This is a genomic window from Geobacillus sp. FSL K6-3411 (assembly GCF_037965715.1).
In the GTDB taxonomy this organism is placed as follows: domain Bacteria; phylum Bacillota; class Bacilli; order Bacillales; family Anoxybacillaceae; genus Geobacillus; species Geobacillus thermodenitrificans.
Map to the genome: position 1 here is coordinate 323,402 of NZ_CP150187.1, position 22,209 is coordinate 345,610.

Sequence of the window (22,209 nt, forward strand, 5' to 3'; positions counted from 1 at the left end):
GGATTTATGTCGCTCTTTGACCATACGGTGTCCGAATTACATACGTTATTGCAGAAAAAAGAAGTGTCCATTTCGGATTTAGTTGATGAATCATACCGCCGCATCGGCGAAGTGGAAGAAAAAGTACAAGCGTTTTTAACGTTAAACGAAGAACAAGCGCGGGCGAAAGCGAAAGAGCTTGACGACAAGCTGGCGAAAGGCGAGGAAACAAACCCGCTGTTTGGCTTGCCGATCGGCATTAAAGACAACATTGTCACCAAAGGACTGCGCACGACATGTGCCAGCAAAATTTTATATAACTTTGATCCGATTTATGATGCGACCGTTATGGAACGGCTGAATGCTGCGGGCGCGATTACGATCGGGAAGCTGAACATGGACGAGTTTGCCATGGGTTCGTCGACGGAAAACTCCGGGTTCCAGCTGACGCGCAACCCATGGGATTTGGAGCGCGTTCCAGGCGGTTCAAGCGGCGGTTCGGCCGCGGCAGTGGCGGCAGGCGAAGTGCCGTTTTCGCTAGGATCAGATACGGGTGGTTCGATCCGCCAGCCAGCAGCGTTTTGCGGAGTTGTCGGATTGAAGCCGACGTACGGTCGCGTGTCGCGTTTCGGGCTCGTCGCGTTTGCGTCGTCGCTTGACCAAATTGGTCCGATTACGCGCACGGTAGAAGATAATGCATATTTGTTGCAAGTGATCGCTGGCGTTGACCCGATGGATTCGACGTCGGCGAATATTGACGTGCCAAACTACGTTGAGGCGTTAACAGGCGATATCAAAGGGCTGAAAATCGCTGTGCCAAAAGAATATTTAGGCGAAGGCGTCGCCGAAGAAGTACGCCAGTCGGTGCTTGCGGCACTCAGTGTGCTGGAGAAGCTTGGAGCGACATGGGAAGAAGTGTCGCTGCCACATTCGAAATATGCCTTGGCGACGTACTATTTGCTTGCTTCGTCGGAAGCATCTGCCAACCTTGCCCGCTTTGACGGTGTCCGCTACGGCTACCGGACGGACAATGCGAAAAACTTGATCGATATGTACAAACAAACGCGGAGCGAAGGGTTCGGCAGCGAAGTCAAACGCCGTATTATGCTTGGGACGTTTGCCTTAAGCTCGGGCTATTACGATGCGTATTACAAAAAGGCACAAAAAGTGCGGACGTTAATTAAACGCGACTTTGAAAATGTCTTTGAACAATACGATGTCATCATCGGTCCGACGACGCCGACGCCAGCGTTTAAAATCGGCGAGAAAACGAGCGATCCGCTGACCATGTATATGAACGATATTTTAACGATTCCGGTCAACCTTGCGGGTGTACCGGCGATTTCTGTGCCGTGCGGCTTTGTTGATGGCTTGCCGGTCGGCTTGCAAATTATCGGCAAGCATTTTGATGAAAGCACGGTCTACCGTGTCGCTCACGCCTTTGAACAAGCGACCGATTACCATAAGCAAAAACCGGTGTTATAAGGGGGGATAGACGATGAATTTTGAAACGGTCATCGGACTTGAGGTGCACGTCGAGCTGAAAACAAAATCGAAAATTTTCTCAAGCAGCCCGAACGCATTCGGTGCGCCCCCGAATACGCAAACGAACGTCATCGATTTAGGGTATCCGGGTGTGCTGCCGGTCTTGAACCGGCAAGCGGTCGAGTTTGCGATGAAGGCGGCGATGGCGTTAAACTGCGAAATCGCGACCGAGACAAAATTTGACCGCAAAAACTATTTTTATCCGGACAACCCGAAGGCGTACCAAATTTCGCAATACGACCAACCGCTTGGCAAAAACGGTTGGATTGAAATTGAAGTGAACGGGAAAAAGAAAAAAATCGGCATCACCCGCATCCATCTCGAGGAAGATGCCGGTAAATTGATGCATACAGGCGACGGCTATTCGCTTGTTGACTTTAACCGTCAAGGGACGCCACTTATTGAGATCGTCTCCGAGCCGGACATCCGCTCGCCGGAAGAAGCGTACGCCTACTTGGAAAAATTAAAAGCGATCATCCAATATACCGGCGTTTCCGACTGCAAAATGGAAGAAGGGTCGCTTCGCTGCGACGCCAATATTTCGCTTCGCCCGCTCGGTTCGGACAAGTTCGGTACAAAAACGGAATTGAAAAACCTCAACTCATTCAACTTCGTCCGCATGGGGCTCGAGTACGAGGCGAAACGGCAAGAGAAAATTTTGCTCTCCGGTGGCGTCATCCGTCAAGAAACGCGGCGGTTTGACGAAGCGACGAAAACGACCGTTTTGATGCGCGTCAAAGAAGGTTCGGAAGACTACCGTTACTTCCCAGAGCCGGATTTGGTCATGCTTTACATTGACGACGAATGGAAAGAGCGCGTCCGCGCCTCGATTCCGGAGCTGCCGGACGCCCGCCGGAAGCGGTATGTCGAAGAGTGGGGCTTGCCAGAATATGACGCCAAAGTGCTCACACTGACAAAAGAAATGGCCGACTTCTTTGAAGCGACCGTTGCGAACGGCGCTGATCCGAAACTGGCGTCGAACTGGCTCATGGTAGAAGTATCCGGTTACTTAAACTCCGAACAAAAAGAGCTTCATGACATCGCCTTGACGCCGGAAAGTCTAGCTGGGATGATCAAGCTCATCCAAAACGGCACGATTTCGTCGAAAATCGCGAAAAAAGTGTTTAAAGAGCTCGTTGAACACGGCGGCGATCCAGAGAAAATCGTCAAAGAAAAAGGGCTTGTGCAAATTTCCGACGAAGGAGCGCTGCGCAAAATCGTGCTAGAAGTGCTAGATGCCAACCCGCAGTCGGTGGAAGACTATAAAAACGGTAAAGACCGTGCGCTCGGCTTCCTCGTTGGCCAAGTGATGAAAGCAACGAAAGGGCAAGCGAACCCGCCGCTTGTCAACAAGCTGCTTGTTGAAGAAATCAATAAGCGATAAATCAAAAGACAAGGCTGCTGACCGGCAGCCTTGTCTTTTCATTTTATTTTTTAGACTTTTAAAAAAATACAATTGACATCCCTCAATGGAAATGATAGATTTTTAGACAAAACCAACTGAATTAGTTGGATATAGACATCAAGAGGAGCGAGAGAGGAAGAATCAAAACAGAGAGGGATGAGAACGATGAGTGAAGAACGTGCATTCCGCCCAGAGACGCTCGCCATTCATGCGGGGCAACAACCGGATGCAGAAACAGGTTCGCGAGCGGTACCGATTTATCAAACGAGTTCGTATGTATTCCGTGACAGTGAGCACGCGGCCAATTTGTTTGGATTGAAAGAGGAAGGATACATTTATACGCGTATTATGAACCCGACGAACGATGTGCTTGAAAAGCGAATCGCGGCGTTAGAAGGCGGCGTTGGAGCGCTGGCGCTGTCATCGGGGCAGGCGGCAGTGTTTTATTCGCTCATCAACATCGCCTCGGCGGGTGATGAAATTGTATCGTCTTCGTCCATTTACGGCGGCACATACAACTTGTTCGCCCATACGCTGCGCAAATTTGGCATTACGGTGAAGTTTGTTGACTCGTCTGATCCGGAAAACTTTGAGAAGGCCATTACTGGCAAAACGAAAGCAGTGTTTGCTGAAACGATCGGCAACCCGAAAAACGATGTGCTCGACATTGAAGCGGTAGCTGATATCGCTCATCGCCACGGTATTCCGCTCATCGTTGATAACACGGTTGCCAGCCCGTACCTGCTGCGGCCGATTGAGTTTGGCGCTGATATCGTTGTCCATTCGGCGACAAAGTTTATCGGCGGGCACGGCAATTCGATCGGCGGTGTCATTGTCGACAGCGGCAAGTTTGACTGGAAAGGAAGCGGCAAGTTTCCGGAGTTCACCGAACCTGATCCGAGTTATCATGGTTTGGTGTATGTCGATGCTGTTGGGGAAGCAGCGTATATCACGAAAGCGCGTATTCAGCTGTTGCGCGACTTAGGGGCAGCGCTGTCGCCGTTTAATGCGTTTTTGCTTTTGCAAGGATTAGAGACGCTTCATTTACGGATGCAGCGTCATAGCGAAAATGCGCTCGCTGTTGCTAAGTTTTTGGAAGAGGAAGAAGCCGTCGAATCCGTCAGCTATCCAGGGCTTCCAAGCCATCCGTCACATGAACTCGCGAAAAAGTATTTGCCAAACGGGCAAGGTGCGATCGTTACGTTTGAAATCAAAGGTGGCGTCGAAGCCGGGAAAAAATTGATCGACTCGGTGAAGCTGTTCTCGCATTTGGCCAACATCGGTGATTCGAAATCGCTCATCATCCACCCAGCCAGCACGACGCACGAGCAGCTGACCCCGGAAGAACAGCTGTCCGCCGGTGTCACCCCAGGTCTTGTTCGCCTGTCTGTCGGCACGGAGTCGATCGACGACATTTTAGAAGACTTACGCCAAGCCATTCGCCAAAGCCAAACCGTGGCGGTGAAGTAGTGGGCATCAACAGATGCGTATACAACACTACCATGAAATTTAGGGATTGAGAAGTGAGGGCTGAACTAAAACGCACGCGCGTTTTGGATCAGCCCTGCTTTTTTACTCCCAAAGAAGAATTGAGCTCATTCTAGTCGGATAGCGACTGCCATCAAAAGAAAGATGCCTTTTTTATATGGAAAGAGGATAGATCATTGACACACTTGTGGTGTAGAAATTCGTGAGGGGTGTGCTCATTTTAAACGTGCAACTGTACGAAGTGCAGATCTAATGTTCATTGAATAATCAAATGGAAGTGATTGAGCGAACCGAATAGTGCCCTGTATTTGAAAAGAATGAGGAGCGCTTTCGTGTAGCGGTCTTCCTCGTTACGTCAACTGCACCATCCTGATCTTGAACAAGCAAGTCGTCATGTAGAAGATGTTGTGTATTTTGCCAATAACCTTTTGAGATAGTCTCGTATACACAATAAATTTAAGAACATTATAAAAAATATACCCGTGGTGCTAGATAAAATGAGATAAGTATAAAAATAGCCCTTGCATGAAGGATCTCCTTTAAAATGAAAGTGCTACCAAACATTCAAAAGGAGAGTTCACATGCAAGAGCACTTTCATTTTACAACAGACGAAGCGAAAATTCAAAAACAATATGCAGCGATTTTATTCTTTGTATCTGGACAATTGTCTTTAATTCAGATGTATTTACAACGTCGAAATCGCCATTTGTTGAAGCAAGAAGATGAGGTCATCATCGCCGTCCATGTTCTTGGAAAGTTGTTAGGTTTTACATCCGAACGAGCTTGGCACCGATTTGTGATCGGAAACTTATTTTCGAAAGATTTATTTCCTGAACGCTCTCGATATAACCGTCGTTGTCGAAATCTTGGCTTTGCCGTCAAATGGATCCGATATCAACTAGCCAAACGTGGGCAACATCATGCTTATGCGGTAGTGGATAGCTTACCCATTGAACTCTGCCACCACGCACGAATATATCGCGTCAAACGGTTTCAAGGAATCGCAGATATTGGGTATTGTGCATCCAAAAAGATGGCTTACTATGGATTGAAGCTTCATCTCCAGATCACTGACCAAGCGCTTCCGATGGGATATGTCCTGACCGAAGCATCCTGCCACGACCGGACAGCTGCGGAAACCGTGATGGCCCAACTTCCTCATCCGTATACACTTGGCGACAAAGGATATGTGAGCCAAGCCTTGCAAAAGAAACTATACGATGAATACAAAATCGCTTTTTGGACGCCTGCTCGGAAAAATCAACGAGTTGCGCAATCAAAAAAATGGAAACAATGGATGAAGCAAAAACGCAAAATCGTCGAAACTGCGTTCTCGGTTTTAGTGGATTCATTTCGGATTACGGAAATTCGTGCCAATTCGGTTTCTGGATTTGAAACAGCGCTTGATGGCATTTTATTGGCCCATTCTCTCGTTGTTCTTGGGCTAGTGGAGCGTTGACGCTCAACTAGCACCACGGGTATTATAGATTTATCTCAAGATAAACAAATGGAGGATATCAACGTTCCTGGCTGGTATATTCCTCCAATGAATGCTTTTTCAGACACCGAAAGGAGAAAATGGCCATCGGGTTTCTTTAACATTGGGTTGTCTCACGGTATACCTGCTTTACTCATTGTCTTGTGCAATGCCAAAAAACTGAATATTTACGTAGATGGGCAAGATGAATGCATTCAAAGAATAGCTGATTTTCTTATGAAGTTTCAAATTAAAGATGAAAATGGCTCTTATTGGGGGACTCATGTTTCTCTAGAGGAATACAAAAATGGCTCTGTCCTAAACAAAGATACAAGGGATGCCTGGTGTTATGGCACGCCTGGTGTTGCTTATTCGTTACTTATAGCAGGTAAAACTCTAAATAATCAATCATACATTGATTGTGCTGTCAGCGGAATGAAACTGGCAAGCAAACGGCTTTACAACATTTTTTCTCCTTCCTTCTGTCATGGTTTATCGGGAGTTGCGTATATATGCAACAGATTTTATGAAGAAACGAATATCAGCGATTTTAAGGAAGCCGCCTGCAAATTAGTCGATGATATAATAAAATTTTATAATGAGGAATTCCCTTTTGGCTTTAAAAATATTGAGGAGAGCGAAGGAAGCACGAAATATTATGATTATGTGGGACTAATCGATGGAACAGCGGGAATTTTATTGACGATATTAGCTATACAAAACTCGAAAAAAACGCCTTGGGATTGTGCATTTTTATTATCTGAAGTTTAAATGTTGTTTATATACAATGGAAAAGCCGACTGATCGATGGTTGGAGGCAAGCCGCAGAGGGGGTTCCATCATACCTTGGCGTACCGATCGGTCGAACAACTCCCTAAAAAGGGTGTTGTTCGATCGACCAGTCATCGATCAAATATGTTGGAAAAGGTTCATAGACAAGAGGCGTCTTTCACCCGGGCGTCACTCAAGACGTGCGCATTTTTTAGTAAAAAGCAACAAAGAGTAAAGCTTCACATTGCACCTATGAACAAACGCAACGGTGTTATGAGATTACCCCATGATATGGGGATGGAATAGGTTAAAATGCGATTCAACTGTATGGGGGATCAAAAGATGAATAACAAGAAAATTTTGGTCGTTGATGATGATGAAGATATTTGCTGCACCATTAAACAATATTTGGAGCTTCATCATTATCAGGTAGAAACGGTCCACAGCGGCGTAGAAGCGTTGAAGATGATAAACGACGATTTTGATTTGATTGTGTTGGATATCATGATGGAAGGAATTGACGGAATGGAGCTGTGTACAATCATTCGTGATCGGGTTGATTACCCTATTGTATTTGTTAGTGCTAAAACGCTGGAGGAAGATAAGGTTCAAGCTCTGGCGATCGGTGGGGATGATTACATCACCAAACCGTTCAGCTTAAAGGAGTTAAAGGCGAGAATTGATTCTCATTTAAGAAGGGAAGAACGGATTCGTTCAAACGAGAGATATCTTTTGAGTTCTAAAAATATTACGATTGATCTTTTGGCTAACGAAGTCTTTTGTAAAGGAAAGAAATTACCGTTAACAAAAAAAGAATATGAGATTGTTAAGTTGTTGATGCTCAATAAAAAGGTCGTTTTCTCCAAAGAAAGAATCTTTGAACGAGTATGGGGGATTGACTCCGACAGCCAGTTAGACACTGTTACAGAAAGCATTAAAAATATTCGAAAGAAAATCAAGGCCGTCGATCCAGAAACCTCTTATATTCAAACATTATATGGGCTCGGTTATAAATGGGATGTGACCGATGAAAAAGAATAAAACGATTAAACGAGATTTTTATTTGTTAGTTGTGAAAGTCGTGTTGGCAACGGCAATCTCTTCGGCCGTTACTTATTTATGCTTAATCTATTTGATTATTACATTAGCCACGAACGATGTGGTGAAACCGACAAATTATTTCGTGAAGGATTTGGATTTGATTGAAAAAAAGGTGAAAGAAAACGAAGAGGCGATTTTCAAGGGGAGATTAATTCCCATCCATCGTTACAGTGAAAAGATACAGGGAGAAGTTGTAGACATCAGCGGTAAGCATCTGTATGGTGATCGAGAAATTATAGACGATCAAGTGGATATTAGTCAATCGATCAACCGTGAGATTGTAAAAGGAAGCTATGTGTATCGGTTCATTCCCTTGAAGCATGATAACGCCATTCAGGCGGTATATGTGTTGAAAGCGCCTTTTGGGTTCATCATTAACAATCAAAATCGCTTCGAAGCCGTGTTGATTTATGCTGTGATGTTTATTTCTCCGTTGATCTTTTTTATTGTCTATTTGATTTTCTTTACATCTAGGCTGTACAAATCATTGTTTCATAATGTCAAACTGTTGCTCCAGGCTTCGGATCACATTGCAAGCGGGAATTTTGATTTTCAAGTCTCGGGGTTGAAAAGAAAAGAGTTTATCAAGATCCAGGATTCCTTTAATACCATGATCAGTGCACTGAAAGAAATGGTGGAACGTTTAGCAAAGACCGATGACGAACGAAAAATGATGGTATCATCGATCGCACATGATATCAGAACCCCGTTAACGGTCATCCAAGGACAAATTGATTTGATTCAAGATTTGAGAAAGTTGGACCACTTTGATGTCACTCCCCATTTAGAGATTATTCGCAAAAACTGTGGGAAGATGACCATGTTGACAGATAATTTGTCGTTGCTCTATAAAGTAGAGAATGACCACTTCTCATTGAATGGAAAAGAAGTGGATGTAAGGCAAATCCTTGAGGAGAAAAAACTAGAGATCTCAACAATGGTTTACCATCAAAAATCGATAAACATTTGCTTTGATGTGAATTTGCAAAAATCATCTTACATACTTGATGAAGCGATGTTAATGAGAGTGTTGGACAATATTTTATACAACAGCCTGAGGTTTACAAAAAGCGGAGAAATTAAGTTGGAAGTCTATGATGAAAAAGAGGGGAATGAGTGGAAAATCTATTTTCGCTGTTCAGATACAGGAACGGGGTTTAAAGAAAACGATACGTCTTTGTTGTTCCAGCCTTTTTACCAGGATAAGCAGTATAAAAATCATGTTGGATTAGGACTGTATATTGCCAAACGAATTGTGAATCATCATGGCGGTGAAATTTGGGCCTACAACAATGAAAAAGGCGGAGCGACGGTTGAATTTTATATTAAGGAGCTATCTGATTAATCATCCAATCTTATGGGCTTTCCGCCGTTATAGAGAGTGGAGAATGCAGCTAGGGAGGAATTTCTCTTTCCCTAGCTGACAGTCTCTAAGCCTTTATTTTCTTTTAGCAATCAAAAATTGGTGGTTCACCGTAACAGCCACTTCTTCATCTGGGTTTACGCCTTTGATGCTGTATACCCAACCAAAGTTCAAGTGAGTTCGTTTTTCATCCGTTTGATCGGGAATGACTTCGATCTTTCGCAGCTCTTTTTTACTCAAGATTTGATGATGCTCATTGATGGTAATCGTCTCCGCTACTTTCCCGATCGGTTTGTTCAATTGATTCCGATCGACTTTTGCTGCTTGAATCATGTACGTTCGGCCTTGATAGTGAATTTCTTGCAAATTTTCTTTGTTCAACTCGTATTTTGGTAATTTCCGATCGATCTCCATATTTTGTGTGGCTGTCTTTTTTAAGTCACTGACAAGTGAACAACCTCCTATAAAGAGGATTCCAATCAACATGAGGAGTAAGATGGAGTTTTTCATCGTTACTCTGAAACCTCCTTTTTTACCATCCCATTGAGAGGGAGCAGTGAACTTTCATTCATGTGGTTGATTTCCTTCCCAACGATGAAACCAGATCGAACCGATGATGGTGACGATGATGAAGCTTAGAAGGGCGTAGGCTATTCCTTCCCATAATGATAGCGAAAAGGAATTTAACAACTGCGCCCCCAAGGCTTGCTTTACTTCGGGCATCATAAGAATCGGAAATTGTGAGAGACGAACAGCCCAAGCCCAAGGAATATAGCTCCATACGTGATCGCCTAAGGAAGTTGCGCCAATCAGGGCGGAAATGAGAAATCCGCCGCTTCCTACTGCGATCGAGGCTCCCATTCCAAAGGCAAAGCTGATGAACAGATGCAAGGAAAAAAGGATGAGTGAGCCCACGATGGAGAGCATGGCTCCTTGCAAAAATAACTGATAATGAATGTGCGCCACTTTGAGTACGTATTTCATTCCAAAGAGCATGAGAATCGTCGCTAGCAAGATGTCCGCGCATGCAATAAAGATGAGCAGCGTGAGTTTGCCAACATACCATTGAACTTTGGATACAGGACCGGTCAAGATGTTCATGAAACTTCCTGCTTTTTCTTCTTGATAGGACATCAGCCCAGTCAGTAGGGAGATAATGATCGGTAAGGAAACGGCCATTACTTCAAAAAATCCTTGATAGATTTTCATCTGCCAAAACGTAGAGGTACGGTAGTGCGAAAAATACCATACCATAAAGAGAGAATAAATGATTGGCGTGATGATGACCATCATCCGAATCGCTGTGCGTTTTGTTTTTATCCATTCGGATGACAGAAGGCGAAGAAACCACATGTTAATACACTTCCTTTCGCGCAAACCAAACGGCGGTTAAAAAAGATAACAATAGAAACATGACAAGGGCAATCGCCAGGCCTATTGGAATGACAGAAGGATCCAATAGCGGACTCCCTTTTTCCAAAGGAACACCGTTCGGATGAACCCCGACGATCGGGCACATCATCCTCATTCCCCAGCTCCATGGGATGAACAGCCAATACGGTTGTGCGGCCATGACTACCCCTAAGGCGAGGCCGATGACACTGACAATGATCGAGACTACCATCCCGAACCGCTCGGCCACAAATAATCCGATCGGGATATAGGCTAAAGAGGTCAACCAAATGACCAAGCTGGCGAATACGGCGACCGTAGCTGATGAGAGGCTGTTGGGAAAAAGCCATTTCAATAAAACAAGCAAGATGATCAGCTCTATTGTTGAGAGCAACATGTAATAGGCGATGACGGTGATTTTGCTCCACCATAGACGCACGATGCTAATGTCGTGACAACGCAATACTTTATCGTTTCCTGACTTTTTCTCCCTTACCGTTGACAAGGAAGCGATCAAGGCTGTTCCAATCGGAACAAAAATCAATGGCCACCAATTAAATACGGCATATTCGAAATAATTGTGTGTGGAATTTACAGTTGGCATGGTGATGATGGCGTACAGGACAAAGAAAAGCGGAGCGATGAATACAAGTTTTTTCGCAAACGTCCGCTTATATTTTAAACGTTCTGACTCGAACATATTGAGCATGATTTCCATCCTCCTTCATTACTCGTTCACTACATCGACAAAGAGTTTTTCGAGATCTTGACTTTCGTCTATTTTCCCTTCGTACCTGAGTTTTCCGTTTTGGATAATGCCAATATAATCGGCTAATTGCTTAACTTCGGACAAAATATGGCTCGATAGAATGACGGTGATCCCGTTTTTGGTAAACGATTGAATGAGTTTTCGCAAGTCCTGTATGCCTAATGGGTCCAAGCCGTTTGTTGGTTCGTCGAGAATGAGCAGCTTTGGATGGTTTAAAAGCGCTTTGGCAATTCCTAATCGCTGTTTCATTCCGAGGGAAAATTGAGATGCTTTCTTTTTCCCTGTATTTTCTAAGCCGACGATGTTCAAAACTTCTTGGATCCGCGACTCAGGCAAATGAAGCAATTTAGCGTGAACAAGCAAGTTTTCATGAGCCGTTAGATTGCCGTAAAGAGCAGGGGATTCGATCAGCACACCGATATCTTTTAAGTCTTTTCTGCTCCAAGGATGGCCGTTGATCATGATTTCCCCTTTCGTAGGACGCAAAAGCCCTGTCAGCATTTTTAAAAGGGTTGACTTTCCGGCTCCATTTGGTCCGAGCAATCCATAAACCGTCTGTTTCTTGACTTTAATGGATACATCATCTACGACGAGTTGTTTCCCAAACGCTTTGCTTACATGATGGGTCTCTAACATATACTCTCCCATGTTCATTCTCCTCCTATATATAGAAAATTGGGTGGTGATGTTGTTTTTAGCTGGCATTAGCGAAAGGAGCGATGGCGATATCCGTGCTGTGTTTCATATTAATGGCTCAATGTAATGTTTTTATAAGAAAATGAGCACATGGATGATGTTTTTTACAGATTGGGCTTCGTACCTTGGTTTATCGTTTGCTGTTGCCGTGATCAGCGCTCTTCATTGACCAGTGGATGAAAATGATTGGAAATATCGATGGATTTGAGCGGTTAAGTTGATGTCACATGTGGTGAGGAAACAGAATGGTCAAGGGGGCTGTTGTAGTTCGTACATAGGGAGTGGGAGGCGGATGAATCATCATAAGGGGTAGTGTCCATTTTCATGGTGAGGCGGTTGACTAATGAACAAAACATATCATTTGTAGGGTGGGAATCACCCAACCCACAATGATTTTCAAATCTTATTTATGGCAGCAAAAACTGGACTGAACTTCCTCCGTTTTGTATCCTTACTCAAATAATCATTGACAAGCATTCATTTTGATTAATACGAACGTCAGGGGTTATATCTATATAAATATTCTCGCCCGCTCCGGGGCGAGTAAGCAGGGGAGAGTGGTGTTCGAATTCTTGTTGGGGTGGCGCCAAAGGGCTGATTACAGCTACAGCCCTTTTGGCGTCACTTTCTTTTCCACTTTGCGCAGCAACCAGTCAAACACAATCGCCAAAATGGCAGCTGGGATGGCGCCGGCTAAAATCAAGTTTTTATCGGCGATACGCAAACCGCGGTCGATCAAGTCACCAAGCCCGCCAGCGCCGATAAACGTCGCTAAGGCGGCGACACCGATCGTCAACACCGTTGCTGTGCGCACGCCGGCCATAATGACCGGAAGAGAGAGAGGAAGCTCGACCATCCATAAAATTTGTCGCGATGTCATCCCCATCCCTCGTCCGGCATCAACGAGCGCCGGGTCAACGCCGAGAATGCCCGTGTACGTGTTACGCAAAATCGGCAATAGGGCATAAAGCGTCAAGGCGATGATCGCCGGCAGTTTGCCAATGCCGAAAATCGGCAACATAAACCCAAGCAATGCTAAGCTTGGAATCGTTTGGATGATGGCGGCAATGCCGATAATCGGCTCAGCGAGTTTGCGATACCGCGTCAACACCACACCGAGCGGCACAGCAACCGCAATGGCGATGCCCATGGCAATAGCAGATAACAGTACGTGCTCTTGAAAAGCGATCCAAATCTCTTCTTGTCGTTCGATAAACGTTTGCAATAATTCCATTGTACCCCTCCTTGGTGGAAAAACAGCGGCAGATGGATAGCCGCTTGGTCATCGTGTTATTCCTTCCTTGGTGAAACAATCGTTGGCAGATGGACTAGTTTTCCCCCTTTGGGGAAAAGCGACGGGAAATGAGCCGCGACTTCATCATAGTATGCCATTCGGCAGAAAGGCGGCGGGTCAGCCGCCACTTCGTCCTCGGCTGAAACCGGCCGCCAACCGGATGAGTGATTTCAGCGGCTACTTTTCAAACAAGCAGTCGCATCCCCTTGTCCATAAACCACTTATCAGCAGTTCAACCCTTATTTTAATCGAGCCATCGTTTCAAGCGGTTTGCCAACAAGATGGACAGAAACGGGACATTCCTCTCCACCTATATCTCATTCATTTTTTTATGCATGTTGTTGAAATGTCCACTCAGCAAGCGCACGCATCATGCTCGAGCGCGTAATACCGCCAACAAGGCGATCGCCGTCGAGCACTGGAATGATGCGTACATCCGAGTCTTGGAACAAAGCAGCGACGTCGGTGACACCCGCTTCTTTTTGTAATGTCGTCACATCGTAATCAGCGATGTCCGCAACAAGCAAATGTTCCTCATTGTATCGTTGTTCGATTTGTTTGAGTGTCACGATGCCGAGAAACGAGTGCTTTTTATCGACGACAACCAAACTGTCTACTTTTCTCGCTTTCATTAGCCGGAACGCTTCGGCTAAGCCACGCCGTGGCGAAATCGTTGCGACGTCATCGGACATTAAATCTTCCGCTGTTGGCACGGCTGTTTGGCGAGTTCGCATTTGCAGCCGATCTTCACCAATAAATTCGCGGACAAACGAGTTCGCTGGTCGCCGAAGCATTTGGTCTGGCGTCGCAAACTGGACGATTTCACCGTCTTTCATCAGCGCAATCCGATCGGCAATTTTAATCGCTTCGTCCATATCATGGGTGACAAAGACAATGGTTTTGTGAATCTCCTCTTGCAGACGGATGATGTCATCTTGCAGCTGTTCACGGCTGATCGGGTCGAGAGCGCTAAATGGCTCGTCCATCAAAATGATGTCCGGTTCAGCAGCCAAGGCGCGGACGACACCGACACGTTGCTGTTGGCCGCCGCTGAGCTCCGACGGATAGCGATGCTTGAATGTCGCTGGATCTAAGCCGACGAGCTCAAGCAACTCATCGACCCGCTTTTCATAGGCGTGTTTTTCCCATTTTTTCAGCTTCGGCACGAGCGCAATGTTTTCCGCGATCGTCATATGTGGAAACAAGCCGATTTGCTGGATGACATAGCCGATGTTACGCCGCAGTTCGACCGGATCAAGCTCAGAAATGTCTTGTCCATCGATATACACTTTTCCCGATGTCGGCTCGATTAAGCGGTTGATCATCCGCATCGTTGTCGTTTTCCCGCAACCGCTCGGCCCGATGAGGGCAACCAGCTCTCCTTTACGGATTTCAAGATTGATATTTTTTAAGGCAACGAACCCATCTTCATACTGTTTTGTTACGTTTTCAAACCGAATCATCCACATTCCTCACTTTCTAGTCGATCAGTCCTTCCGATTTCAAGAAGTCAATCGCCACCTTGCGCGGCTGTTTCCCTTCCAAGTTCACTTCGCCGTTGAGTTCCATCATTTTTTCGTCAGTTAAAATATTCGCTAGTTGATTGAGTTTTTCTTCCAATCCCGGGTTGGCATCCAACACTTCTTGGCGGATGATCGGTACGGCGTAGTATGGTGGGAAGTACTGTTTATCGTCTTTGAGCACAACGAGGTCATATTTCTTAATACGGGCATCCGTCGTGTAGGCCGTGATGACATCAATCTTTCCATTTTTCGCTGCTTCGTATTGCAAGTCTGGATCGATGTTGACCGTTTTCTTGAAGTGGAATCCGTACGTATCGACAAGCCCATCATAGCCGTCGCTTCGCTCAAAAAACTCGGCGTCTGACCCAAATGTGAGGGAAGATGAATGGTTCACTAAATCGGAGTACGTTTTAACTCCGAGCTTTTCAGCAAGGTCTCTCCGCATCGCTAATGCATACGTATTGTTAAATCCGAGTGATTTGAGCCAAGCGATGTTGTATTTTTCCTTATATAATTTCTTCGTTTCATTGTAGATTTGTTCGGGCGTTTTCGTTGGATCGTACGGCTGTTTTAAAATGTTTAAATACCCTGTCCCTGTATATTCGACATACATATCGATGTCCCCGTTTTCAATGGCTTGCTGCAACATAAAGGCACCGCCTAAACTTTCCTTCACCTCGACATCCAAATCGGTGTTGGCTTTCACATATTCAGCTAGTACATGCGTCAAAATCATCTGTTCGGTAAACTTCTTTCCGGTAATTACGATTTTCCCTTTCGCATCACTTTTTCCGCTGCAGGCGGCCAATCCTAAAACAAGCCCGACAGCGAGCAAAGACATGAACCATTTTCGCAACATAATTCCTCCTTTTTCTGCTAGTATCATAGGGGAGAAGAGAATAAAAAAAGCGGCAAAATGACGCGGAGGGGTGAAAAGCGTCATAATAAAAGGGTAACGTAATATGGGGGTAGCTGGCAAATTTGGTATCGGCCGATCTGTCCGTCTGTCGCTTGCTCTTGTAGTGATCAGTGTTCTCTCCTCCTTGATGCTTATAAATGCTCGGGAATGCTCTCAGATCCTCCCGAATACTCCGAACTCAAGATATTCTGGTTGACCCCAATGTTACCGCCGCCCCGTCAGTTTACCGGTCTCCCGAGCGGGCTCGCCAAGCTCGCCTTCGTCATCGCCGAAAGCTTGCAGCCCATGGCCAAGAAGATGAAGCAGCGCCAAACAGCAGGCGGCCAAGAGGTGGCCCTCGGGCGGCTGTTGTTCGGATGTTTCGAGACATAGTTTGCGATTGTGTGAAGAAGAGGAGCTCCAATTGCGAAATGAGGTGAGCGAAATAATGAATAGAATGGATGGCCTCGTACGAACAGTGGGGAATGGTGAAAGAAAAGATACATATTGCGAAGCGAATGCTGACGCAAGAGATATAACGTGAAGGCGATTAGTGAACTGACCTGATTGTCGGTGGCAGTGGTGGGCAAACTAAAAAAGTAGAAGATCCATGTGGGGACACTAAGAAGCAAGATTCGTTTGTCGTCGACCTCCAATCGTGCAAAAACCCCAGGGGGTCGACGACATTTGTGTTTGTCACTGGGTTCCTACAGCTATCACGAGCGAGCATGATTGACAGAATTTTTCGACCGTGTTATTCTGAAGGCAACAAGGGATGAAAAAGCTTGATATAACAGCACTTTTTGGGGTTTGTATCGTACCTATGAGGGATTGAAACTCTGTCGATGAACTGAATTTTTATTTCGCCTGCGGTTTTTATCGTACCTATGAGGGATCGAAACGCCTCTGCTTATAAATAAAGAAAGAAGGAATTATAGAAAGCAGGGTATTCTCATGAGACTGACCATTACCATGAATGGGCGGCAGGGTCCTGTGTCGCTGCCGCTTCATTATCAGCATTTGTTGCAAGGGCTATTGTATCGATCACTAGAAAGTAAACAACTCGCGACGTTTTTACATGAGATTGGATTCCGCCATGAGAAGCGGTCTTTCAAACTGTTTACGTTTAGCCGCCTTTTTGGACGACATGAAGTGGACCGGGTGAAGAAAACGATACGGTTTTTGGACGAATTCCAATGGCATATCGATACGATCCTTCCAGAGTTGACCGAGCAACTCGGGCAGCAGTTGTTGCTGCGGCGGGAGATTTGGCTTTACGATCAGCCGGTTGAAGTCAAAAGTGTGAAAATGGACAAGGTTGAGATCCGTCAAAGCACAATCGAGGTGGCTATGCTTTCTCCGCTAACTGTATACAGCACATATGAGACGATCGATAGAAGAAAGAAAACTCATTTTTTCGGGCCGGATGATGAGGTATTTCCCCATCTCATTGAGCTGAATTTTCGCCATAAATATCAAGCGTACTATGGTGTCCCGCCGGTGGAGAGATTGTCAATTCAACCCGTTCATGTCCACCAACGCCATCGCGTTGTGACACTATTCAAAGATATGTATATTACAGGGTGGTTGGGGCATTACCGTCTCTCCTCTTCTCCCGAGCAGTTGACGTTTTTATACCACGTTGGCCTGGGCAGCCGAAATTCCCAAGGGTTCGGCATGTTCTGCCTAACGGGTAAATAATTCGATTCCTCTATTGTCGTCGACCTCCAATCGTGCAAAAACCCCAGGGGGTCGACGACATTTGTTTTTGTCACTTGGCTCCTACAGCTATCACGGGTGAGTGTGATTGACAGAATTTTTTGACCGTGTTATTCTGAAGGTAACATGGGATGAAAAAGCTTGATATAACAGCACTTTTTGGGGTTTGTATCGTACCTATGAGGGATTGAAACGAAGCAAGATTAGAAGAAATCGAAAAAGAACTAGATCGTTTGTATCGTACCTATGAGGGATTGAAACATTTAAGGAGAATAAATAATGTCAAAAGAAAAGGCGTTTGTATCGTACCTATGAGGGATTGAAACTTTTTTAGTTCGTTTCTCATTTCTTCGCTTGGTACACCGTTTGTATCGTACCTATGAGGGATTGAAACTCAGATGTCATCAACGGGGCGCCTAACGTTCCGCACGTTTGTATCGTACCTATGAGGGATTGAAACTACGTACGTAACTACGGTGAGCGTGTTGCGATTCGCGGTTTGTATCGTACCTATGAGGGATTGAAACCAAGGACAGACCGAACCACTACCCGACGTTAGTGGCGTGTTTGTATCGTACCTATGAGGGATTGAAACTACGTACGTAACTACGGTGAGCGTGTTGCGATTCGCGGTTTGTATCGTACCTATGAGGGATTGAAACATGACAAACGCGGAATGGGCAGCTATTGCCCTCTGGTGGTTTGTATCGTACCTATGAGGGATTGAAACCGTTAGGGGTGTTGGACGATGAGGCTTAGCGAGCGGTTTGTATCGTACCTATGAGGGATTGAAACTCTCCCTCGTACGCCGCCGTTTTATGTATGTCGGTAGTTTGTATCGTACCTATGAGGGATTGAAACTAAAGGTACTCGCTTCATTTTGCAAGTACCTAAATGGTTTGTATCGTACCTATGAGGGATTGAAACCTCGCTCAAACCGGCTTGCATCGACTTCAAAATACGTTTGTATCGTACCTATGAGGGATTGAAACCTCTTCTCATCACCTCACGCGGTTGTTGCGTTCTCTGTTTGTATCGTACCTATGAGGGATTGAAACTATGACCGATGCGCCGGTCATCGTACAAACGCCATTCGTTTGTATCGTACCTATGAGGGATTGAAACTTACGACGAGTACACATATGACCCGAACGCCGGGGGTTTGTATCGTACCTATGAGGAATGGAAACTTTATCGATTTTGGAGATGGAGCATATCATGTCATCATCAATTTATAAAACACTCTTGCTGTGGTTTTTTATTTTGCGAAAACATCAAATGAAACTTTCGTGGAGAGTGGAATGAAAGAAAGAATTTTATGTTAAAGGATGATGATGTATGAATAATAGAATACAACAATTCTGGAATGATTTTTGTAAGGCAACTGGTCAGGAGGGGATTGAATATAAAGATGCCTTTCAGTTTGGAGCTTTTCCTGATCGGTTGGCTGATTTAGTTGTTAAAGGAAAGAAAACAGCGACAACTTCAGGCTACGTGTTTTATGAGTTAGAAAAAGAACCTATCCCTAAAGCTGGTGAATATTATATTGTTTTGGATGGTCAGGGAGAGCCAGTCGCAGTCATTCAAATTCAATCCGTTGAAATTGTTCCGATGAATGAGGTGACAGAGGAATTTGCTTTAGCGGAAGGCGAAGGAGATTATCGTTCTTGGTGGGATGCACACGAAAAATTTTTTACCGAATCATTAAAAGAATACGACATGGAATTTTCACCAGATATGTTAGTTGTATGTGAACGATTTAAAAAAGTATATCCGAAATAAGGCGGTTAATTTAAAGAAATGATTTAGAGCATCTGAATAATGAGGTGACCCCTGTCAAGGAGTCAGGAATAAAAAAGCGGATGTAAACAGCCTGGGTTCTGTATTCATAAGGACTCAGGTTGTTTCGCTTTTTGCAAACTTTTTAAACTCTGCACCATGTGTTTTCTGTGAAAGTGTGTGCCCCTTAGTTCCTCATTTCCATGCCTAGGTAAGGAGCAAACCTTGCTCATGGGTTTTTTTATTTTTTCATAGAAAAATCCCCTCCATAGTAAACAGATCCGCGGGCTTTCTTTTTCTGTCTACTATAAGGGGATCATCTCATTTCTTTACGGACACCTTCTTTGCGTTCGATTCCGACAAGACGCTTAGTGCCGACTATGAAGGCGATGTGTCCAAGTGGTGAGTTTTTCTTTCATCTCTTTGCGCCACACGCTTGATGAACGACGATGGGCATAGCCGACTAAGGCGCCGGTGACAATGAGCAAGAGGCTGGAGAAGGCAAAAATGTAGGCGATGGAAAATAGACTGGCGATGGAACCTGCAGCGGTAGGACCGGTCAAGTTGCCAAGAAAGCGGCTGCTGGCGGTGACGCCGAACACCCGCCCTTGAATGCGGCGTGGGCTTTGCACATTGATGAGTGCCTGAATGGCTGGCCATACGCCGCCGACTACCAGCCCTTGCAAGAAGCGCCACACGTACAGGGCGTAAATATTGTCTGTCCATACTTGCGGCAAGGCGAACAAACCGGACAGCACAAGCAGTATCGGTAATGTTTTCTCCTGCCCGATCCGGTCGCCGAGTTTTCCTAAGTACGGCGCGCCGATGATCGTCGCAATGCCGGTGATGGATGAGGCGAGGCCGGACAGAAATGCAAGATTGCTTGTGTTGCCGACTAACGATTGGACAAAAATGGTCATCATCGAATTGACGCCAAGAACGGCGATTTGTACAAGAAACGTAGCGATAAACAAGATGATGAGCGGCCGATGTTCGAACACTTCCTTGAAGCTCGCTTTGTTCTTTTTCGTCTGCGGCACGACCGGATCTTTTTCGAGCCAAAACATTACAGGCAAGAGCGTAAGCAAGATGCAAAGCCCGGTCACCAAAAACACCGGACGGAAGCCAAATAGGTCGGATAAAGCGCCGCCGATGAGCGGTCCGATAATGTTGCCGGCGATACTTCCGGTTTGCAGTGTTCCGAGTGCCTCGCCGCTATGGTCTTTTGGAACGATGCGGGCCAAATAGGAAAACGAGACGGTGATGAATCCCGAGAAAAAGCCAACAAGAAATCGGAGCACAAGCAGTGCCATCGGCGATGCGGCAAACGCCATGCAGGCGGTGAGGAGGCCCATGCCGATTCCAGCGCGAATCAAATTGGCGCGCTGGCCGTATTTATCGGCAAACATGCCCCAAATCGGTGCCATAATCGCAGCCGATAAAAAGGTGGCGGAAAAGACGAGCCCTGTCCACATGCTTAAGGCATGATGTTCAGTGACACCCATTTGCCATAGGAAGAGCGATAAAAAGGGAATGACCATGGTCATTCCAGCCGAAACCATAAAATTGCACAGCCATAAAATGCGGACGCTTCGCTTCCAGTCCATGGGAGGTCATCTCCTGAATTATTTCGTTTCTCTAATCATTCTACTACAATGGAAAAATAGAGGAAATGATTTTGCTCATCCATGGCGGGAAATCAACTAGAGCGGAACAAACCAATCCCCCTTGCCAGGTGGGGCAAGGGGGTCATCTATGTGAAAAGGGGGGGAGGGGGAGATTAGGCGTTCGTCGATTGGGCTTCCTTCCATTTCGCTAATTCACGTTCCACTTCTTCCTCAAACGGCACAGGGGACAACACAGCGTTCGTTCCGAATCGAGCAGCGGACGCTTCGGCTTCTAACGCGATGACGCGTTCTTCCATGCGGGCGAAGCCGCGCAGCGCCTCATCGGCAGAAAACGAAGCGAGTGTCGTGTCGATTTGTTTTAACGCTTTGGCAGCATTGACGCGTGCGGTGAGCTCGAGCTGTTTGGCGGCAAGCTCGTCATATCGTTCGCGCAGCTGATTGAGGCGGCGGACGATTTCGGCTGTTTTTGCTTTGATCGTTTCATATTGTTGCTTGTAGGTTTCTAGTTTCTTCTCATACAGCAGTTTGTCGCCCAATGCCAACTTGGCGACGGCTTCTTCGTTGCGTTCGAGCGCCAACTTGGCTTGACGATTCCGCTTTTCCACCGTTTCTTCCGCTTGCGCGATGAGCGTTGCATAACGCTGTTCGGTGACCCATTGTTGGGCGAGCGCTTGGCGCCCTTGTTCGAGTTGTTGTTCGAGTTCGCGTAAATATTGTTTCGTCATGGCAATCGGATCTTCCCATTGATCGATTTGTTCGTTCACTTCAGCGAGAACGATTGTTTTGATCCGGCGGAACACACCCATTTGTTTTGCCCTCCTTTTGTACAATTTTTTCCCATTCATCGAGCCAGTCGGTGGAAATGGGTGCGGTTGTTGGTTTCCATGTTTCCGCGGCTACTGATTTTCGCGTTTGATGGCGTCCGAAGGCATATACGGCGGCCAGCGCCAATCCGAGTAACACCCATTTCGGCAACAGGGCGGCGATCCCTAAGGTGATAAGCGCCCAGCCAATCCAGCGCTTCGATCGCTTCGCCACAAGCCATATCGCGCCAACGCCGACAAGCAGCAGTGGGATGAACCACATGAGCAAGCCGGGAATCAACCAGCCTGCGCGCGGCTCTACACGAAAGATCAGGTGGTGATGCCCAAAGCCGCCGTGCATGCCGTCAAACAGAACACTTAGGCGCCTGTACACGATCACTTCATGTGGCGTGAGCACATGAAATAGGCTGACCCCGGCGAGCACAATAAGGGCGAGCAGAGCGAGCGCTCGAAGTTTCTTCAATATCGACACCTCCTTTTTCGGTGGTGGACTAGCTTACAGTTTGCATTGTAGTAGGCGAAGGAGAAAATTAGGTGAAAAGCGAAATCTTTTTAAA

At 46.0% G+C, this 22,209-nt stretch carries 20 protein-coding genes and 1 CRISPR repeat array; of the genes, 10 read left to right on the forward strand and 10 right to left on the reverse strand.

Annotated elements, in window-relative coordinates; all coding sequences use genetic code 11:
• Positions 1 to 6 precede the first annotated feature (6 nt).
• From gatA to NSQ22_RS01730, 7 genes are all read left to right on the forward strand, one after another.
• The gene (gatA, locus tag NSQ22_RS01700; RefSeq protein ID WP_008881444.1) at positions 7 to 1,464 is read left to right on the forward strand and encodes an Asp-tRNA(Asn)/Glu-tRNA(Gln) amidotransferase subunit GatA; all 1,458 of its coding nucleotides are present in this window, start codon (positions 7 to 9) and stop codon (positions 1,462 to 1,464) included.
• 13 nt (positions 1,465 to 1,477) lie between these two features.
• Complete coding sequence (gatB, locus tag NSQ22_RS01705) at positions 1,478 to 2,908, forward strand: Asp-tRNA(Asn)/Glu-tRNA(Gln) amidotransferase subunit GatB (protein ID WP_008881443.1); 1,431 nt, start codon at positions 1,478 to 1,480, stop codon at positions 2,906 to 2,908.
• A 186-nt stretch (positions 2,909 to 3,094) separates the two neighbouring features.
• Complete coding sequence (locus NSQ22_RS01710; protein WP_008881442.1) at positions 3,095 to 4,399, forward strand: homocysteine synthase; 1,305 nt, start codon at positions 3,095 to 3,097, stop codon at positions 4,397 to 4,399.
• Positions 4,400 to 4,998: 599 nt separating this feature from the next.
• Positions 4,999 to 5,877: an IS982 family transposase gene (locus NSQ22_RS01715; protein WP_087959823.1), complete on the forward strand. Its 879-nt coding sequence runs from the start codon at positions 4,999 to 5,001 to the stop codon at positions 5,875 to 5,877.
• A gap of 48 nt (positions 5,878 to 5,925) precedes the next feature.
• Positions 5,926 to 6,666 carry a lanthionine synthetase C family protein gene (locus NSQ22_RS01720; protein WP_223812798.1) on the forward strand — a complete coding sequence of 247 codons (741 nt, stop codon included), beginning with the start codon at positions 5,926 to 5,928 and terminating at the stop codon, positions 6,664 to 6,666.
• Between the two features lie 342 nt (positions 6,667 to 7,008).
• Positions 7,009 to 7,707: a response regulator transcription factor gene (locus NSQ22_RS01725; protein WP_008881436.1), complete on the forward strand. Its 699-nt coding sequence runs from the start codon at positions 7,009 to 7,011 to the stop codon at positions 7,705 to 7,707.
• The gene (locus NSQ22_RS01730) at positions 7,694 to 9,112 is read left to right on the forward strand and encodes a HAMP domain-containing sensor histidine kinase (protein WP_339264074.1); all 1,419 of its coding nucleotides are present in this window, start codon (positions 7,694 to 7,696) and stop codon (positions 9,110 to 9,112) included. Before NSQ22_RS01725 ends, NSQ22_RS01730 begins: the two co-directional genes overlap by 14 nt.
• 93 nt (positions 9,113 to 9,205) lie before the next feature.
• Here NSQ22_RS01730 and NSQ22_RS01735 read toward each other — a convergent pair whose 3' ends face one another.
• The 7 genes from NSQ22_RS01735 to NSQ22_RS01765 all read right to left on the reverse strand — a co-directional run bounded on the left by NSQ22_RS01735 (position 9,206) and on the right by NSQ22_RS01765 (position 15,663).
• Positions 9,206 to 9,640 (reverse strand): NisI/SpaI family lantibiotic immunity lipoprotein, encoded by a 435-nt coding sequence (locus NSQ22_RS01735; RefSeq protein WP_011886699.1) that lies wholly within the window; start codon positions 9,638 to 9,640, stop codon positions 9,206 to 9,208.
• 54 nt (positions 9,641 to 9,694) lie between these two features.
• Entirely contained in the window at positions 9,695 to 10,483 is a 789-nt protein-coding gene (locus NSQ22_RS01740) for a lantibiotic immunity ABC transporter MutG family permease subunit (protein WP_041264183.1), read from the reverse strand.
• Between the two features lies 1 nt (position 10,484).
• Positions 10,485 to 11,231, reverse strand: coding sequence for a lantibiotic immunity ABC transporter MutE/EpiE family permease subunit (locus NSQ22_RS01745; protein ID WP_011886701.1), 747 nt, complete (start codon positions 11,229 to 11,231; stop codon positions 10,485 to 10,487).
• Between the two features lie 18 nt (positions 11,232 to 11,249).
• Positions 11,250 to 11,939, reverse strand: coding sequence for a lantibiotic protection ABC transporter ATP-binding protein (locus tag NSQ22_RS01750; protein ID WP_339264076.1), 690 nt, complete (start codon positions 11,937 to 11,939; stop codon positions 11,250 to 11,252).
• A 652-nt stretch (positions 11,940 to 12,591) separates the two neighbouring features.
• Positions 12,592 to 13,221, reverse strand: a complete 630-nt coding sequence (locus NSQ22_RS01755) for an ABC transporter permease (RefSeq protein WP_011886703.1) — start codon at positions 13,219 to 13,221, stop codon at positions 12,592 to 12,594.
• A gap of 389 nt (positions 13,222 to 13,610) precedes the next feature.
• Positions 13,611 to 14,744 (reverse strand): betaine/proline/choline family ABC transporter ATP-binding protein, encoded by a 1,134-nt coding sequence (locus tag NSQ22_RS01760; RefSeq protein WP_008881428.1) that lies wholly within the window; start codon positions 14,742 to 14,744, stop codon positions 13,611 to 13,613.
• 16 nt (positions 14,745 to 14,760) lie between these two features.
• Positions 14,761 to 15,663 carry a glycine betaine ABC transporter substrate-binding protein gene (locus NSQ22_RS01765; RefSeq protein ID WP_008881427.1) on the reverse strand — a complete coding sequence of 301 codons (903 nt, stop codon included), beginning with the start codon at positions 15,661 to 15,663 and terminating at the stop codon, positions 14,761 to 14,763.
• A gap of 252 nt (positions 15,664 to 15,915) precedes the next feature.
• Between NSQ22_RS01765 and NSQ22_RS01770 the strand changes: the two genes are divergently transcribed.
• The 3 genes from NSQ22_RS01770 to NSQ22_RS01780 all read left to right on the forward strand — a co-directional run bounded on the left by NSQ22_RS01770 (position 15,916) and on the right by NSQ22_RS01780 (position 19,203).
• Positions 15,916 to 16,095, forward strand: a complete 180-nt coding sequence (locus NSQ22_RS01770) for a hypothetical protein (RefSeq protein WP_148206523.1) — start codon at positions 15,916 to 15,918, stop codon at positions 16,093 to 16,095.
• Between the two features lie 561 nt (positions 16,096 to 16,656).
• A complete protein-coding gene (cas6, locus tag NSQ22_RS01775) occupies positions 16,657 to 17,403 on the forward strand; it encodes a CRISPR-associated endoribonuclease Cas6 (RefSeq protein WP_011886706.1) in 747 nt (248 codons plus the stop codon).
• Positions 17,404 to 17,585: 182 nt separating this feature from the next.
• Positions 17,586 to 18,611: direct repeats of the CRISPR family, unit length 30 nt; unit sequence GTTTGTATCGTACCTATGAGGGATTGAAAC.
• Between the two features lie 148 nt (positions 18,612 to 18,759).
• Positions 18,760 to 19,203, forward strand: coding sequence for an ASCH domain-containing protein (locus NSQ22_RS01780; RefSeq protein WP_011886707.1), 444 nt, complete (start codon positions 18,760 to 18,762; stop codon positions 19,201 to 19,203).
• Positions 19,204 to 19,568: 365 nt separating this feature from the next.
• On the opposite strand, the gene NSQ22_RS01785 is transcribed toward NSQ22_RS01780, so the two are convergent.
• The 3 genes from NSQ22_RS01785 to NSQ22_RS01795 all read right to left on the reverse strand — a co-directional run bounded on the left by NSQ22_RS01785 (position 19,569) and on the right by NSQ22_RS01795 (position 22,115).
• Positions 19,569 to 20,807, reverse strand: coding sequence for an MFS transporter (locus tag NSQ22_RS01785; protein WP_081157432.1), 1,239 nt, complete (start codon positions 20,805 to 20,807; stop codon positions 19,569 to 19,571).
• Between the two features lie 173 nt (positions 20,808 to 20,980).
• The gene (locus NSQ22_RS01790; protein WP_029761612.1) at positions 20,981 to 21,634 is read right to left on the reverse strand and encodes a PspA/IM30 family protein; all 654 of its coding nucleotides are present in this window, start codon (positions 21,632 to 21,634) and stop codon (positions 20,981 to 20,983) included.
• The gene (locus NSQ22_RS01795) at positions 21,594 to 22,115 is read right to left on the reverse strand and encodes a hypothetical protein (RefSeq protein ID WP_029761613.1); all 522 of its coding nucleotides are present in this window, start codon (positions 22,113 to 22,115) and stop codon (positions 21,594 to 21,596) included. Before NSQ22_RS01795 ends, NSQ22_RS01790 begins: the two co-directional genes overlap by 41 nt.
• Positions 22,116 to 22,209: the final 94 nt, after the last annotated feature.

Bases quoted from the DNA above. Each gene is read 5' to 3' on its own strand.
- gatA (WP_008881444.1), top strand. From the start codon at position 7: ATGTCGCTCTTTGACCATACGGTGTCCGAATTACATACGTTATTGCAG.
- gatB (WP_008881443.1), top strand. From the start codon at position 1,478: ATGAATTTTGAAACGGTCATCGGACTTGAGGTGCACGTCGAGCTGAAA.
- NSQ22_RS01710 (WP_008881442.1), top strand. From the start codon at position 3,095: ATGAGTGAAGAACGTGCATTCCGCCCAGAGACGCTCGCCATTCATGCG.
- NSQ22_RS01715 (WP_087959823.1), top strand. From the start codon at position 4,999: ATGCAAGAGCACTTTCATTTTACAACAGACGAAGCGAAAATTCAAAAA.
- NSQ22_RS01720 (WP_223812798.1), top strand. From the start codon at position 5,926: ATGGAGGATATCAACGTTCCTGGCTGGTATATTCCTCCAATGAATGCT.
- NSQ22_RS01725 (WP_008881436.1), top strand. From the start codon at position 7,009: ATGAATAACAAGAAAATTTTGGTCGTTGATGATGATGAAGATATTTGC.
- NSQ22_RS01730 (WP_339264074.1), top strand. From the start codon at position 7,694: ATGAAAAAGAATAAAACGATTAAACGAGATTTTTATTTGTTAGTTGTG.
- NSQ22_RS01735 (WP_011886699.1), bottom strand. From the start codon at position 9,640: ATGAAAAACTCCATCTTACTCCTCATGTTGATTGGAATCCTCTTTATA.
- NSQ22_RS01740 (WP_041264183.1), bottom strand. From the start codon at position 10,483: ATGTGGTTTCTTCGCCTTCTGTCATCCGAATGGATAAAAACAAAACGC.
- NSQ22_RS01745 (WP_011886701.1), bottom strand. From the start codon at position 11,231: ATGCTCAATATGTTCGAGTCAGAACGTTTAAAATATAAGCGGACGTTT.
- NSQ22_RS01750 (WP_339264076.1), bottom strand. From the start codon at position 11,939: ATGGGAGAGTATATGTTAGAGACCCATCATGTAAGCAAAGCGTTTGGG.
- NSQ22_RS01755 (WP_011886703.1), bottom strand. From the start codon at position 13,221: ATGGAATTATTGCAAACGTTTATCGAACGACAAGAAGAGATTTGGATC.
- NSQ22_RS01760 (WP_008881428.1), bottom strand. From the start codon at position 14,744: ATGATTCGGTTTGAAAACGTAACAAAACAGTATGAAGATGGGTTCGTT.
- NSQ22_RS01765 (WP_008881427.1), bottom strand. From the start codon at position 15,663: ATGTTGCGAAAATGGTTCATGTCTTTGCTCGCTGTCGGGCTTGTTTTA.
- cas6 (WP_011886706.1), top strand. From the start codon at position 16,657: ATGAGACTGACCATTACCATGAATGGGCGGCAGGGTCCTGTGTCGCTG.
- NSQ22_RS01780 (WP_011886707.1), top strand. From the start codon at position 18,760: ATGAATAATAGAATACAACAATTCTGGAATGATTTTTGTAAGGCAACT.
- NSQ22_RS01785 (WP_081157432.1), bottom strand. From the start codon at position 20,807: ATGGACTGGAAGCGAAGCGTCCGCATTTTATGGCTGTGCAATTTTATG.
- NSQ22_RS01790 (WP_029761612.1), bottom strand. From the start codon at position 21,634: ATGGGTGTGTTCCGCCGGATCAAAACAATCGTTCTCGCTGAAGTGAAC.